The organism is Rhodanobacter sp. B05 (assembly GCF_002001085.1).
In the GTDB taxonomy this organism is placed as follows: Bacteria; Pseudomonadota; Gammaproteobacteria; order Xanthomonadales; family Rhodanobacteraceae; genus Rhodanobacter.
Window position 1 is genome coordinate 26942 of sequence record NZ_MUNU01000013.1, and the last position, 14766, is coordinate 41707.

14 protein-coding genes are annotated in these 14766 nt (G+C 65.9%); 5 read left to right on the forward strand and 9 right to left on the reverse strand.

Annotation, left to right across the window (positions count from 1 at the left end; all coding sequences use genetic code 11):
- Nucleotides 1–118 precede the first annotated feature (118 nt).
- Nucleotides 119–514 carry a DUF4156 domain-containing protein gene (locus tag B0E47_RS06495; protein ID WP_077513206.1) on the forward strand — a complete coding sequence of 132 codons (396 nt, stop codon included), beginning with the start codon at nucleotides 119–121 and terminating at the stop codon, nucleotides 512–514.
- A gap of 156 nt (nucleotides 515–670) precedes the next feature.
- On the opposite strand, the gene B0E47_RS06500 is transcribed toward B0E47_RS06495, so the two are convergent.
- The gene (locus B0E47_RS06500; RefSeq protein WP_139351375.1) at nucleotides 671–1402 is read right to left on the reverse strand and encodes a DUF6445 family protein; all 732 of its coding nucleotides are present in this window, start codon (nucleotides 1400–1402) and stop codon (nucleotides 671–673) included.
- Between the two features lie 256 nt (nucleotides 1403–1658).
- On the opposite strand from B0E47_RS06500, the gene pssA reads away from it, so the two are divergent.
- Nucleotides 1659–3062 (forward strand): CDP-diacylglycerol--serine O-phosphatidyltransferase, encoded by a 1404-nt coding sequence (gene pssA, locus B0E47_RS06505; RefSeq protein ID WP_077513383.1) that lies wholly within the window; start codon nucleotides 1659–1661, stop codon nucleotides 3060–3062.
- Between the two features lie 11 nt (nucleotides 3063–3073).
- Here pssA and B0E47_RS06510 read toward each other — a convergent pair whose 3' ends face one another.
- Both B0E47_RS06510 and B0E47_RS06515 read right to left on the reverse strand, forming a co-directional pair.
- Entirely contained in the window at nucleotides 3074–3703 is a 630-nt protein-coding gene (locus tag B0E47_RS06510) for a GNAT family N-acetyltransferase (RefSeq protein ID WP_077513208.1), read from the reverse strand.
- On the reverse strand, nucleotides 3696–3902 hold the full coding sequence (locus B0E47_RS06515) for a DUF465 domain-containing protein (RefSeq protein ID WP_077513209.1): 207 nt from the start codon (nucleotides 3900–3902) through the stop codon (nucleotides 3696–3698). The genes B0E47_RS06510 and B0E47_RS06515 overlap by 8 nt, the downstream gene beginning before the upstream one ends.
- 445 nt (nucleotides 3903–4347) lie before the next feature.
- Between B0E47_RS06515 and B0E47_RS06520 the strand changes: the two genes are divergently transcribed.
- From B0E47_RS06520 to B0E47_RS06530, 3 genes are all read left to right on the forward strand, one after another.
- Entirely contained in the window at nucleotides 4348–5550 is a 1203-nt protein-coding gene (locus tag B0E47_RS06520; RefSeq protein ID WP_077513210.1) for an amino acid aminotransferase, read from the forward strand.
- Nucleotides 5551–5725: 175 nt separating this feature from the next.
- Nucleotides 5726–6643, forward strand: coding sequence for a recombination-associated protein RdgC (locus B0E47_RS06525; RefSeq protein WP_077513211.1), 918 nt, complete (start codon nucleotides 5726–5728; stop codon nucleotides 6641–6643).
- A gap of 130 nt (nucleotides 6644–6773) precedes the next feature.
- Nucleotides 6774–7544, forward strand: coding sequence for a YgjP-like metallopeptidase domain-containing protein (locus B0E47_RS06530; RefSeq protein WP_077513212.1), 771 nt, complete (start codon nucleotides 6774–6776; stop codon nucleotides 7542–7544).
- A gap of 48 nt (nucleotides 7545–7592) precedes the next feature.
- On the opposite strand, the gene B0E47_RS06535 is transcribed toward B0E47_RS06530, so the two are convergent.
- From B0E47_RS06535 to acpA, 6 genes are all read right to left on the reverse strand, one after another.
- Complete coding sequence (locus tag B0E47_RS06535) at nucleotides 7593–8177, reverse strand: sterol desaturase family protein (protein ID WP_077513213.1); 585 nt, start codon at nucleotides 8175–8177, stop codon at nucleotides 7593–7595.
- A 152-nt stretch (nucleotides 8178–8329) separates the two neighbouring features.
- On the reverse strand, nucleotides 8330–9313 hold the full coding sequence (locus tag B0E47_RS06540) for an alpha/beta fold hydrolase (RefSeq protein ID WP_254422842.1): 984 nt from the start codon (nucleotides 9311–9313) through the stop codon (nucleotides 8330–8332).
- An 88-nt stretch (nucleotides 9314–9401) separates the two neighbouring features.
- A complete protein-coding gene (locus tag B0E47_RS06545; protein WP_077513215.1) occupies nucleotides 9402–11264 on the reverse strand; it encodes a M1 family metallopeptidase in 1863 nt (620 codons plus the stop codon).
- Nucleotides 11265–11342: 78 nt separating this feature from the next.
- Entirely contained in the window at nucleotides 11343–11984 is a 642-nt protein-coding gene (locus B0E47_RS06550) for a glutathione S-transferase family protein (RefSeq protein WP_077513216.1), read from the reverse strand.
- Nucleotides 11985–12073: 89 nt separating this feature from the next.
- Nucleotides 12074–13027: a prolyl aminopeptidase gene (gene pip / locus B0E47_RS06555; protein WP_077513217.1), complete on the reverse strand. Its 954-nt coding sequence runs from the start codon at nucleotides 13025–13027 to the stop codon at nucleotides 12074–12076.
- Nucleotides 13028–13049: 22 nt separating this feature from the next.
- Complete coding sequence (gene acpA, locus B0E47_RS06560) at nucleotides 13050–14750, reverse strand: acid phosphatase (protein WP_077513218.1); 1701 nt, start codon at nucleotides 14748–14750, stop codon at nucleotides 13050–13052.
- Nucleotides 14751–14766 lie beyond the last annotated feature (16 nt).

The following is a 14766-nucleotide window of genomic DNA, read 5'->3' on the forward strand; positions in this document are numbered from 1 at the left end:
CCGTCACCGCGCGTTTCGGATCCATTCGGGGACGCCGCGGCATCCCCGCGTTAGGATGGAGGCCGGGTCGGCAACGGCCCGGTCTCTTTACATTCCAGCCATCGTCGCGGAGCTCCTCATGCGCAAGACCCTGTTGTTGCTAATCCCCGTGCTGCTGAGTGCCTGCAGCTGGGGCATCACCATGGATCCCGCCGCGAAGAACGTACGCACCGCCTGGAACGGCGACGTTTCCGGTTGTCGCGAGCTGGGCAAGGTCACCGTGTCGGTGATGGACCACGTGGGCCCGGTCGACCGCAACAACATCACGGTGCGCGACGAACTCGAAGTGCTGGCGCGCAACCAGGCCGCCGAAATGCACGCCGACACCATCAAGCCTCTGGCCGAACCCAGCAACGGCTCGCAGCCCTGGGGGGCTTACCAGTGTGGTGCAGGCGGATTGAAGTCGACGGGCCGCCCTGCGGCGGCGCACTCGGCGGGCGGCGCTGTGCAGACGTTTCCGATCAAGGGTGGCTGAGGACTGCTGCGTTCGCATCAAACGCCTGGGCACTTCACCCAACCACGCCCTTAGCTCTCGATGGATGGGCGCCCGGAGTCGCTGGCCTCTCGTCGCGGCTGATGGTGGCGAAAGGCTGGCGATTGAACTTTCCGGTGCAAGGCGGCGCAGCCCGCTTCAGCTCGCACGCCTGCGGCAGGTATAAAAGCCGTTGAGGGTCAGGCGGCCACTCAGCGGATCGTTGTTGAGCTTTTCCGGAGCCACGATGTCACCCGAGTGCAGGAGGGTGCCGTCGTAGAACACCATCCGGTTCCAGCGCGCCGCGACCCCGCCGATGCGGTTGAAGTAGCGGTTGGAGTCGAGCATGTATCCGGCCTCGATTCCATGGCGTTCGGTGAAGGCGTCGGCGGAAAGCTGGATGGCGTCGCCGAACAGGTTCCTCATCTCGGCTGCCGGGCGAGCGGGCTCATAAAATCCGGTGCCACCCAGCCCCGGGTCCTTGAACAGGTAGAGTACCGACGCCTGGATGCTCTGCGCGGGCTCGAGCCCGAAGTGATCGCTGTGGCAGAGCCATTGCGCCGGACGCAACGCCGCCGGCGGCAGGGTCACCATCGACAGGCGCACATGCATCCTGATCAGGCGGCGGGCATCGAACAGTGGCCGCATGTACTGCGTGAACCAGGCACCGATAGCGGCATCCAGGTCCGCTGGCAGCATCACGAACTGGCCGGGATAGGCACTGAAGTCCACCGGCCTGAACGCCGACCTGCACGTATCGGCCCATGCCACCAGCCGCTCCGGTTCCAGCAGCACGTCGTCCACCACGTAGCAGCATTGCCCGCTCGACAGGTCCAGCCTCTCGATGCGCATGTGGGGACTGAAGAACGGACGCAAGGAATTGGAGTTCATGCGGGACGGTTTCACGCGGGCAGGGAGGACGGACTGCCCGGACTATACCGGCTCGACCAGCAGGGACTGGCGGGGACTGGCAGGCCGGTGCCAGGCCTGACACACACGGACCCCGGGCCGGCAGCGGCCACTCTTGCTCGACGCGCCGCCACTCGCAGGCGAACGCGGCGACGCGCAGCATTGCAACCTGTGGCGCGTACGGGCAAGCGGGCAAGGCCGGTAGGCGCGCGCGACAGGGTTTGCGATGATGGAAGGCATGACCGAGCGCAAATTCCTGATGACCACCCCGGTTCGCATGGCCCGGCGATTGTTGCCGTTCCCGCGACGTGTGCGCGGCACACCGGATGCGCTGCCGACGTTCGCCGTTCCGGCGCAGGCAATCACCTGCCTGCCCGATCCGGTTGCATTCCGGCAGACCTTGCTGGAGCTGATCGCGCAGGCGACCCGACGCATCGTGATCGTGACCCTTTACCTGCAGGACGATGACGCCGGCCGCGAAGTACTGGAGGCCCTGTACGCGGCCAGGCTGCGGCGGCCCGAGCTGGAGATTTCGGTGTTCGTTGATTGGCATCGTGCCCGCCGCGGCCTGATCGGAAGCCGGAAAAGCGACGGCAATGCCGGCATGTACCGTGCGTATGCCCAGCGTTTTGGCGAGGGCGTGGCGATCCATGGCGTGCCGGTGCAGAACCGCGAGTTGTTCGGCGTGCTGCACCTGAAAGGTTTCGTGATCGATGATGCGTTGCTGTACAGCGGTGCCAGCATCAACGATGTCTACCTGGCGCGTCACGGGCGCTACCGGCTCGATCGTTACCACCTGCTGCGGCATGCGGGGCTGGCCGAGTCGATGGCCGAATTCATGCAGCGCCACATCGCCGGCAATCCCGCGGTGCGGCTGCTGAACGCGGCGAACGCGCCAACCGCGCGGGGCCTGCAGCCGGATATCCGCCAGTTCCGCCAGCAGCTGCAACAGGCGGCCTACAGCGTGCCGCCCGGGACAGCGGGGCCGCGCGAGGTGGCGGTGACGCCGCTGCTCGGTTTCGGCCGTACCGGCAACACGCTGGACGCGGTGCTGCTGGCGCTGCTGCGCGGCACCCGCGAGCGGGTGATCCTGCTCACGCCATACTTCAATCTGCCGCGGCCGGTGCGGTTGGTGCTGGGCCAGTTGCTGCGGCGGGGTTGCTGCATCGACATCATGGTCGGCGACAAGACCGCCAGCGATTTCTTCATCCCGCCCGGCCAACCGTTCACCACGATCGGGCTGCTGCCCTATCTGTACGAGAACAACTTGCGCCGCTTCGCGCGCACGCACCGGCGGCAGATCGATGCCGGCCAGCTCAACCTCTACCTGTGGCGCGACGGCGACAACAGCTATCACCTGAAAGGCCTGTTCGTCGATGACGATGTGGCGGTGCTCACCGGCCACAACCTCAACCCGCGGGCGTGGTCGCTGGACCTGGAGAACGCGTTGCTGCTGCGCGATCCCGCGCGGCTGTTGCAGGGCCAGCATCAGGCCGAATGGGCCGCACTACGGCAACATGCCACCCGGCTGTCGGACTATCGTGCACTGGAGAGTCCGGGCCAGTATCCGGAGGCGGTGCGCAAGCAGCTGAAGCGGCTCAACCGCACGCGACTGGATCGCCTGCTCAATCGCCTGCTGTGAGGTGACGGTTTTTATCGCGAGCCGGCCGCGACGAGCCGCGCCAGCCGAAGTGCCAGCCAGCGTTTCACGTCCGGCCATTCGCTGGCCACGATCGAATAGCAGACGGTGTCGCGGATGGTGTTGTCGGGACGCCGCTTGTGCGCGCGCAGCACGCCGTCACGATGCGCGCCGAGGCGCTCGATCGCGCGCTGCGAATCGAGGTTGCGATGGTCGGTGTGGAACTCCACCGCGACGCAGCCCAGCGATTCGAAGGCGTGCTGCAGCAACAGCCGCTTGCACGCCACGTTGAGATGGCTTTTCTGCCAGCGCCTGGCGTACCAGGTGTAGCCGATGGCGATGCGCGGCAGCTCGGGCACGAAATCGTAGAAACGGGTGGTTCCCACGATCTCGCCGCTGCCTGCCTCGCGCACGGTGAACGGCAGCATCAAGCCTTCGGCGTGGCCTTGCAGCGCCTTTTCGATATAGCCGGAAGCCTGGCCCGGCGCCGGTACGCCGGTGAACCACAGATCCCACAGTTCACCGTCCGCCGCCGCCCGCTCGAGCGCCGTTGCGTGATCGGGTTGCAGGGGTTCCAGCAGCACATGCCGGTCCTGCAGCCAGATCGGGGCGAGAGGGGGCGTCGGTGGCGTCTGCTCACGCATCGAGATCGGGGATCAGCTTGCTCTCGAGCCGGGCAATGTGATCCTTGAGCAGGAGCTTGCGCTTCTTGAGCCGGGTCAGTTGCAGCTCGTCGCGGCCGATCGCATGGGCCAGCTGCTCGATCGCCGCGTCGAGATCGCGATGCTCCAGCCGCAACTCGGCGAGCATGTGGACGATTTCGGCGTGATCCTGAACCTGCATGGCGATGGCGGCATGGGGATGATCGCCAAGTTTAGCGCGGTTTTTTGGTTCGCCATCGGCGGCAGCGCAGGCGGAATATGTAAAGATCCCCGGCCGCCATGCGGCGAGGACACCAGCAAGGCCACAGTACCGCCGTGTGTTGCTATAGTCGGGAGTGAACGGGCGGCGCTGTCAAGAGATCGAGGCAACGACCGCTCATGCACATCCATTCGGCAGGCAAGCCTTGCGGCTTGCCGCGTACCGGGTGCTCGGGAGACGCGTTCGCCGGTGCAGCAGCGGAAGGTCGCAACCGTCCTCCGGGTTCGCAAACAACACGGCGGGATCGGGCGCACTGCCGCGAGACGGCGGCAGGGCAGCTGGTGTTGCGCGCCATGGCCGATCTGAACATGCTGTCCGCAACCGTCATTGAAGTTCCTGTTTTCATTCCATCTGTCGAGTAGCCCACGTGTCCTACTTTGCTTCTGTTGAAATGGCCCCCGGCGATCCGATCCTGGGCCTGACCGAAACCTATCTGGCGGATACCCGGCCGAACAAGATCAATCTCGGCGTGGGCATCTATGTCGACGAACAGGGGCGTATCCCGCTGCTGCCGACGGTGCACGAGGTGGAGCAGGCGCTGGTCGCGGCCGGCAAGCCGCGCGGCTACCTGCCTATCGATGGCCTGGCGGCGTACAACCAGCTCACCCAGCAATTGCTGTTCGGTGCCGAATCATCGCTGCTGGCGGCCGGCCGGGTCGCCACCGCGCAGACCATCGGCGGCAGCGCCGCGCTGCGCGTGGCGGCGGATCTGTTGAAGCAGGTCGCCGGCGCCGACGCGAAGATCGCGATCAGCAACCCGAGCTGGGGCAACCATCACGTGGTGTTCCGCACCGCCGGCTTTGAGCTGCTCGAATACCGTTATTACGACCCGGCCAGCCATGGCCTGGATTTCGCCGGCATGCTGGAGGATCTGGCCAAGTTGGAGCCGGGTACCGTGGTGCTGCTGCATGCGTGCTGCCACAACCCGACCGGCGTCGATCTGCACGCGACGCAATGGCAGCAGGTGATCGCGCTGCTGCAGGAGCGCCGGCTGCTGCCGTTCATCGACATGGCCTATCAGGGCTTTGACAAAGGTATCGAGCAGGACGCTACCGCGGTGCGTCTGCTGCAGGCATCGGGAATCGAGGCGTTCGTGGTGGCCAATTCGTATTCCAAGTCGTTCTCGCTGTATGGCGAGCGGGTCGGCGCGCTGTCGATGGTCGGCGCTGATCGCGACGAGGCGGCGCGGCTGCTGTCGAAGATCAAGCAGACCATTCGCGCGAACTATTCCAGCCCGTCCACGCATGGCGCAAGCCTGGTCGCCGGCGTGCTCGGCAGTGCCGAACTGCGCGCGCGCTGGGAGCAGGAGCTGGGCGAGATGCGCTCACGCATCCACGCGATGCGCGCGGGTTTCGTCGGCAAGCTGGCTGCGCTCGGTGCGCCGGATTTCAGCTTCATCAATCGGCAGGCCGGCATGTTCTCCTATTCGGGCCTGAGCAAGGCACAGGTGCTGCGCCTGCGCGAGGAGCACGCCATCTACGCGCTGGACAGCGGCCGCATCTGCGTGGCCGCACTCAACCGCAGCAACCTGGATACGGTGGCCGCGGCGGTCGCTGCTGTCAGCCGCTAAGTACCCACCACATCAATCACCTCGAACCTCCACCGTTCGCCCTGAGCGTAGCGCAGCGAAGTCGAAGGACACACTGCATCGACTCCCCTTCGACTTCGGCCTTTCAGGCCTGCGCTCAGGGCGAACGGCGAGACCTGAAACCTCGCCTTCGGGCCGCACCTCATCCGGATCTTGAATGTTCTTTCGCAATCTCACGCTGTTCCGTTTTTCCCCCGCCGTTGCCACTGATCTGGACCGCCTCGATGACGCGCTGGCCGAGCATCGTCTGCGCCCATGCGGTCCGCTGGAAATGTTCACCAAGGGTTTCGTGCCGCCGGTCGGGCGCGGCGAGGGCGAGCCGCTCACGCATGCGCTCAAGCGATGCACGCTGTTCACCGTGGGTGGCGAGGACAAGCTGCTGCCTGCCGCGGTGGTCAACGACGAACTGCAGCGCAAGGTGCAGAAGATCGCCGAAGAGGAAGGCCGCAAGGTGGGCGGGCGCGAGCGCAAGCGGATCAAGGAGGATCTGCTCACCGAACTGCTGCCGCGTGCGTTTGTGCGGCAATCGCGGATGTCCGCCTACGTGGACAAGAAGCATGGTTGGCTGGTGCTCGATACGTCCAGCCGCAAGTCCGCCGAGAACGCATTGACCCAGGTGCGCGAGGCCTTGGGCAGTTTTCCCGCGGTGCCGCTGGCGCCGGAAGAGGGTCCGCGCGTGCTGATGACCGACTGGCTGGCCAACGGCAACCTGCCGGCCGGCCTGACCCTGGGCGACGAATGCGAACTGCGCGACCCGGCCACTGCCAGCGGCGCGATCGCCCGCTGCCGCCGGCAGGATCTGGATGCGGAGGAGGTCAAGGAGCACCTGCGCAACGGCAAACAGGTGTTCCTGCTCGGACTCACCTTCGACGATCGCCTCAGCTTCGTGCTGGGCGAGGATCTGGTGATCCGCAAGCTGAAATTCCTGGACGTGGTGATGGACGAACTGGGCGACAGCCAGCAGGACGCCCATGCCGAAATGGACGCCAGTTTCGCCCTGCTGACGCTGGAACTGCAGCGGTTGCTGGGAAAACTGGAGGAATGGTTCGGCCTGCCGCGTCCCACGGAGGGCTGAGACCCGCATCCGGCGGGGCCTGCCGCCTGGCGTGACGCAAGGCCCTTGCGTCGGGGGGGCGGCTTCCCGGCATACTGCTCGTCCGGGTGCGCTGATTGTCGTATGCGACACCCGGCCGGACGACAGGATCATGACGCAGCATCTCGAAGGCGACTGGCTGGAACTGGCGACAGCGGGCGGCAACACCATCCTGGTGTTGAAGGCCGCCCATCCGCGCGCGCGACGCCTGCGTCTCACGGTCACCACGAAGGGCGCCCGCGTGTCGTATCCGCATGGCACGCATCCGGCCCAGGTCAGCGCCTTCCTGCGCAGCCACGCCGAATGGCTGGAGCACAAACTCGACGAACTGAACCTGATCGTGAAGCCGCTGCCGCCGTTGCGGCTGGGTCATCCATGCTGTTTTCCGCTGCGCGGCGAAATGGTGGCGCTGGACTGGGCCGAAGGTGCCTATCCGAAGATCGAGCCGCATGCCGACGGTCTCACGCTGGTGGTCCCGCGGCCGCATACGCGCGCCTTGCCGATTGCCCGGGGTCTGCTCGCTTCGCACCTGGAGGCGTTGATCCGCCGTGACGTGTCACGCTGGCTGGCCACTTACGTGCCGCAGCTGGGACTGGCGCCCACCTCGCTGCGGATTCGTCCGATGAAGAGCCTGTGGGGCAGCCTGGACACACGGGACCGCATCAATCTCGACCTGGCACTGGCGTTGGCGCCGCCGGCGGCGCTGCGCTACGTGCTGGTGCACGAACTTTGTCATCTCAAGGTGCGCAACCATTCACCGCGTTTCTGGGTGCAGGTGGAAAACCTGTTTCCCGACTGGCGCGAACAGCGCGACTGGCTGCGCCAGCGCGGCGCCATCCTCAAGGCCGAACTCGACCGGTTGATCGCCGACGTGGCCGATTGAGGCCGGGCAACCAAAGCCCGACAGACTCCTAAGTACGCGGATCGGGACTCAGACCTTGCGCGGCTGACGCACGTAGCGCGTGCCCAGCAGGATGTCCCACAGTGGCGTGGTCACGCCGAAATTGGTTTCCGGGTGGTAATGGTGCACGTGATGGGCACCGGCCCAGCGGCGCAGCACCGGATGGGTGAAGCGCACGTGGTGGATGATGAAATGGACCAGGCCGTAGATGATGTAGCCGAACGTGATGGAGCCGGACAGCAGCAGGGCGAAGCCGCTCGGCATCGCCAGCAGCAGGCCGGTCAGGGCGAGCAGCACCACGGCGGGCAGGAAGAACGGCAGCGAGTCGTAGCCGAGCGGGCGCTCGTGGTGCATGCGGTGACCCTGCTCGAACAGCGGGATGCGGGTGTGGAACATCCAGCGGTGGAAGAAGTATTCGATGAAGCTGAAGATGAACAGGCCGAGCAGGCAGGCCAGCAGGGCCATCCACGGACCGTCGACGCCATGGCGCCAGCCTTCGATCAGCAGCAGTGCGCCCAACGCCGTGTCCAGCGCGAGTTCGGCCCAGTAGTTGGTGGGGGTGGTGGACATCCGCGCAATCGCATCCACCCCTGAACGCAGGGGGCTTCGCTTCATCGGGGCACTATCTTGCAAGATGCCTTGCCAGGTTCCAGGGTCATGCGTCCATTCTCCCATGTTGTCGGCGACAATTCACAATACTGGCACAGGCTCCGGCTGAACCGTATCCGAGCGGTTTAACTAAGGCATCCCCCAAGGCACGCCCCCGTTCAGTGCGACAGGGCGAATCCGGTGAGGATCTGTGCGGTTTCGGCAGGTTTTTCCAGCATCGGCATGTGATTGCAGCCATTGAGGGTGCTGGTGCTGATCGCGCTGGCCGCGGTCAGGCCGTTGCGCAGGCTGTCCAGGGCCGAGAGGTCGACGATCCTGTCGTCATGGCACCACAGGCCGAGCACCGGCATGGTCAGCTGGCCAAGCCGGTGCTGAACGGCAAGATACTGCGACGGCTGGCGCAGCGCATCGAAGCTGCGCTGGATAAAGGTATGGTCGCGCTGGTTGCGCGCGACCAGCACGTCGACAAAGCGGCCGGGGATCTCCGGCGGCTTCTCGAACGCCAGCGCGATGGCGTGGTTGAAGCCAGCGCGATCGTCGAACAGGAACGGATTCTTGCCGGCCAGCGCTTGCTGATCGAATGCGTTTGGCGTGGCTTTCAGGCCGAACGCGTCGACCAGCGCCAGCTCCGCCACGTGCTCCGGATGGTCCGCGGCATAGACCCCGGCAATCGCCCCGCCCATCGAGTGACCGACCAGCACGAAGCGTTGCAGCCGCAGCGCCTGCACGAATGCGTCCAGCCGCGAGGCCTGCGCGTCGATGTCGTAGCTGGCGTCCGCGTTGCGCGAGGACTCGCCCCAGCCGGGCAGGTCGGGAATGATCAGGTGGAAATGCGACGTGAGCAGCTTGGCCACCGGCAGCCAGACCTCCTTGCTGCTGGCGAAGCCGTGCAGCAGCACGATGGTCGGGCCATCACCGCCCTCGTAGTACGACCAGCGCGTGTCGCCGGCCCGCACGGTGTGCTTTTCCAGATGCGCCGCCATCGCCTCGCGCATGAAGTTCGCCCGCATCAGCCACTGCGGTGCGAACAGGTAACTGCCGCCCAGCACGATCACCAGCAACGCGACCAGCCACGCCAGGAATTTCAGCCGGCGCAGCAGCATGCGTTTCCAGAGCGGGGTGGTGGTCGTTGATGTGGGCATGTCGGGTTTGGCCGGTGACTGGTATGAAGCGGCGAACGAGAAACGAGGGTGAACGGTGAGGGGCCGGAGCGATCGGTGTCTACCGCGATCAGTCTCCGCCCGTCTTTGTCTTCGCCTTCGCGAAAATGCCTTCCACGACCTGCTGGGTCAGCGGGTGGTAACCGGCCTTGGCCTTGGCATAGACCTGTTCGGCGTAGGCCAGTCCTTCCGGTGTCTTCACGAAGGCCGTGTACAGCGGCGTGGTCAGGTAGAGCCGGCCGATCCGGGTCATGTGTTCGGCGGCGGCGGGCCATGCGGCCTTGTCGCCCGCGGCGATGGCGTGGCTGTACCAGCGCATGCCGATCTCCGCGTTCGGCGTGCCGGTGAGATGCCAGGCGGCGTCGAGCTGCTGCAGCTTGCCCAGCGGGGCGACGTCGGGCAGGCGGTCGAGGAAGTACATCCATTCCTGCGTGTTCCAGCCCTTGGCGTCGAGCTTGTCGGCGACCAGCGAGCCGGCGAGAAAATCCGTGCGTTCCTGGTCGATCGCGTTGAAGCGCGGCGAATCAGGCAGTGGCGCGTCCTTCGGAATGCCTTCGCCGTAGACCCAGGCCTTCACCTCGTCCCAGCTCATCCTGCCGGGATATTTCTCGACCAGGTTCGGCTTGAGGAAGGCGAGCATCTGCTCGGTGGTGATGCTCTGGAACGCGAAGTGGTCGAAGTAGCTTTTCAGGTACGCATCGAAATGCTCGCGGCCGTAGCGCTGTTCGAGCGTGCGCAGGAACCACGAGCCCTTGTCGTAGGCCACGTCGGACAGCGAATCGTCGGCGCCGACGCCGCGCGGGTCCGGTGCCAGTTTTTGCGAGTTGGCTGGCATCTTGCCGATCTCCTTCTGCAGTGCGCGCGCCGACAGCAGCGCCTCCTCGTCGGCCAGCGACTTGCCGTACAGCGCCTCGGTGATGCGACCCTGCACGTAGGTGGTGATGCCCTCGTTGAGCCAGATGTCGCGCCACGACGCGGCGGTGATCAGGTTGCCCGACCACGAATGCGCCAGCTCGTGCGAGATCACGCTGACCAGGCTCTTGTCGCCCACGATGATGGTCGGCGTGGCGAACGTCATGTTCGGGTTTTCCATGCCGCCGAACGGGAACGATGGCGGCAGCACCAGGATGTCGTAGCGGCCCCAACGGTATGGGCCGTACAACGACTCCGCGGTGGCGATCATCTTCTCGGTGTCCTCGAACTCGTGCGCGGCCTTGCCGACCACCGAGGGCTCGGCATAGACGGCTGAACGCGGGCCGGTTTCCTGCACCGCGATGTCGCCGGCCGCGATCGCCAGCAGGTAGGACGGGATCGGGTGCGGCTGGTCAAAGCTGAAATCACCGTCCAGCGGATGCTTCGCGTCGTTGATCGCGCTCATCACCACGCGGATGTTCTTCGGTGCGGTGACATGCGCGTCGTAGGTGAAGCGGATGGCCGGCGAATCCTGCAGCGGCACCCACGAGCGCGCGTGGATCGACTCGGACTGCGAGAACATGAAGGGCGCCTTCTTGTCCGCGGTCTGCGCCGGCGTCAGCCATTGCAGGCCGCTGGCATCGGGCGAGGTGGCGTAGACGATGCGCACCCGCGCCGGGTGCTTCGGCGCGGCAATCGTGAGCTTGCCGCCCAGTTCCTTGTCGCGCGACGCCAGCGCGTATTTGAGCGCGGTGGCCTTGCCCGAGGCATCGAGCGCGCTGACCGAGGCGATCTTCAGGTCGCGGGTGTCCAGCACCAGCGACGGTGCCGTCGGATTTTTCCAGTCCAGTTTGAGCGTGGCGACGCCGTCGAGTTGCTTGTGCGTGAAGTCGACCTTCAGGTCGAGGTCGAGATGCGTCACGACCACCTGATCGGGTTGCGCGTACGAGTGGGGATCGTTGGCCTGGGCGGCGAGCGGCAGCAGCAGCGTGCCGAGGGCGAGAACAGGGAGCAGGCGCATGGAAGGGGGACTCTCGAGGCGGAAAACCCCGAGTATGCCATTGCAACAGCTTCCGCCGCCCGTGACGAAAGCCCCGGGTCAGGGCAATTCGTGCACCGAATATGGGTCGATCGCATAAGAATGCATGCTGGCAAGAAAGCCCGGCTGCGACTCCACCCGCGTGACCCAGTGGCGGAAATGCGGATGCCTCTGCAGCGACAGCCCCGCCTCCTCGGCGCGGCTGGCATAGGCAAATATCGCCATGTCGGCGATGCTGTAGCAGCCGCCGGCAATGAACGGCCTTGTGGCCAGCTCATTTTCCAGGATATCCAGTGTTCGCCGTGCGGCGCGACGTTTGCCGTCGATCAGCTCCGGCGAACGGCGCGCCAGCTTGCCGGTCATCATCCAGTGGCGCAGCGAACCGATCACCGATTCCACCCGCTCCTGTTCAAAGCACAGCCACTGCGCGATTTTTGCCCGTTCGAACATATCGTCCGGCAGGTAGCGCGTCCCGTTGGCGAGATACATGAGAATTGCATTCGACTCGGCCAGCACGCGACCGTCGTCGAGCCGGATCGCCGGCACCGTGCCGGTGGGGTTGATGCGAAGGTAACTGTCGGTGCGTCCCTCGCCCTCGAAGATGCTGATCAGCACCGTCTGGTGGGGCTGCCCAAGGTGGTGCAGCAACTGCCGCACCTTCCAGGCGTTTTGTGAGGGCAGATAATCGAACAGGGTAAGCATGGGCGGATCCCGTGTTGGTATCTGCCCATGGTGGTGGTGAGAGCCGTATCCGCCTATCCGGTTCTTGTGCTGGATTCGCAGGTTCCGGCTCAGACGTAGTGGTCAGCCAGTCGATCCGTTGCCTGCACCAGCTGGTCGACGATCGCCGGATCGACCGCGCTGTGGCCGGCCAGCACGATGTGCAGGCTGGCCTCGGGCCATGCGCGGCCGAGATCCCAGGCGCTGCTGACCGGGCAGATGATGTCGTAGCGACCGTGCACGATGGTGGCCGGAATGTGCCGGATGCGTTCGACATCGCGCAGCAACTGGTCGGGTTCGAGGAACAGCGCGTGGCGGAAATAATGCGCTTCCATCAGCGCCACGCTGACGGCGTGGTGCGGGTCCTCGAAGATGCCGGCGGCGTCGGGGTCGTGGTCCAGGATGGTGCTGCCGCCCTCCCACGCGCTCCACGCTTGCGCGGCAGCGAGCCGCGTGGCTTCGTCGCTGCTGTTCAGGCGCTGCCAGTAGGCGTCCAGCATCGAGCCGCGTTCATCGGGCGGAATGAAGCCCACGAAGCGCGCCCAGCGTTCGGGGAAGATCTGTCCGGCGCCACCGTCGAGTTCGTTGAACCAGCGCAGCTCCTGTGGTCGCCCGAGGAAGATGCCGCGCAGCACGATGCCCAGGGCACGTTCCGGATGCGCCTGCGCATACGCCAATGCCAGGGTCGAGCCCCACGAACCGCCGAACACCACCCAGCGTTCGATGCCGAGGTGCTCGCGGATGGCCTCGATATCGGCGACCAGGTGCGCCGTGGTGTTGTCGGCAAGTTCGGCAAACGGCGTGGACTGCCCGCACCCGCGCTGGTCGAACAGCACGATGCGGTAGCGCGCCGGGTCGAAGAAGCGGCGATGGTACGCCGACAGACCGGCGCCCGGGCCGCCGTGCAGGAACACCACCGGCAGGCCGGCAGGGTTGCCGCATTCCTCGACATGCAAGGTGTGCAGGGCATCGACCGGAAGACGGTGGGTCCGGTACGGCGCGATCTCGGGATACAGCTCGTGCATGGGGCGGGCTCCGTGGTGCAGGTCAGCTGGTCTCGAACTGTAGCGCGGCGGTGAGATCACCCGGCGGTGGACCGCCGGCGGCGATCATCGAGGCATCGCGCAACTTCAGGCCGGGCAGTTGCCTGAGGCCGAAGCGGCGCGTGATGAAGCGCAGGATCGAACCGGTGTCGTAGATGGTGTGGTCGACGTGGTTCCTTTTCGCATGCGGCGACACGACGATCGCCGGGATGCGCGTGCCCGGCCCCCAGCGATCGCCCTTCGGCGGCGCCACGTGATCCCACCAGCCGCCGTTCTCGTCCACCGTGATCACCACCAGCATGTGCGGCCACTGCGGACTCTTCTGCAAGGCCCCGACTACCTGCGCCAGGTGCGCGTCGCCGGCTTCCACGCTGGCGTAGCCGGCGTGCATGTTGAGATCGCCCTGCGGCTTGTAGAACGTCACCGGCGGCAGCGTGCCGGCCTCGATGGCAGCGATGAAATGATTGCTTGCCGCGCTGCTGCCGACACCGGCATCGCGCAGGTGCTGCTGCCGTGCCGCCGTGCCCGGACCGAACTGGCGGAAATAGTTGAACGGCTGATGATGCGGCTGGAAGTCCGGCACTTCCGGGAATTCCCTGTGGTTGCCCTCGCCATGCCCTTCCAGCGCCAGCTGCCAGGCGCCGGCATACCAGGCCCAGTCGATGTTCGCCTGCGACAGCACGTCGCCGATGGTCAGGTGCGTTTGCGGCGGCAGGGTATTCGGGCTCGCCGGGTCGGCCAGCCGCGGATCGTGCGGGTCGGTCGTGTAGCCGGGTGCATAAGCCGGTCCGATGGTGTTGACCGCCCAGAAATCGGGAGTCAGCGCATCGCGTGAGGCCCACTTCGGCCGGCCCTGCATGGCGCTGGCCGGCGAATCGTCCGCGGACTTCGGGCGGATGCCGGTCGGGTCGTCTCCTTCCATCACCGCGATCTGGAATTTCGCCGAGCCCTGGTCCGCGTGCGGGTAGAACGGCGGCTGCGCTGCCGCCAGGTATTGATGGTTGAGGAATGAGCCGCCGAATGCGCCCATGAAGAAGTTGTCGCACAAGGTGTATTGCCGGGCGAGCCGCCACAGGTGCAATTGATCCGCCGTGTCCGCGTAGTGACCCATCACCATCGCGCCGGTGTTGCCCCAGGCGACGAAGCCGTCGTTGCGGCCGCCGTTGATCTGCAACTGGTTCTCGTAGAAGCGATGGATCAGGTCGCGCGTGATCACGCCGTGCGGCAACAGCGCCCCTTGCGGCGTGCGCAGTGCAAAGGGCTGGTTCGGCAGGCCGGTGATGGCCTGTTCGTCGATATGGAAGCGCTGGCCGTCGACGATCTGTGGATGCGGTACCAGGCCGCTCCAGATCGGCGGCAGCGTGGTCAGCAGGCTGCCGTCGCGGTCGCGCTGGCGGTAATCGGGCGAATCAAGTGCCTGCAGCGGCTGCGCCAGTCCCGGAAAGCGGGCGAACAGGTTGTTGAAGCTGCGGTTCTCGGCGTACAGCACCACCACCGTGCGGATGTGTTCGCGCAGGCTGGCGTCGAGTGCCGCGTCCTCCCGGGTCGCTGCGGATGCGCGGTGGGTGCCGTCGACGCCGCAACCGCCCAGGGTGATCGCCGCGCCCGCCAGCGCCATCCCGCCGAGTACACGGCGCCGCGCGGGGTTGTCCGGCGGCATCCCATCAACGCTGTCGATCGTGGTGTCGCTTGGCTTGTCGGTCATCGGATCGAGCTATGTC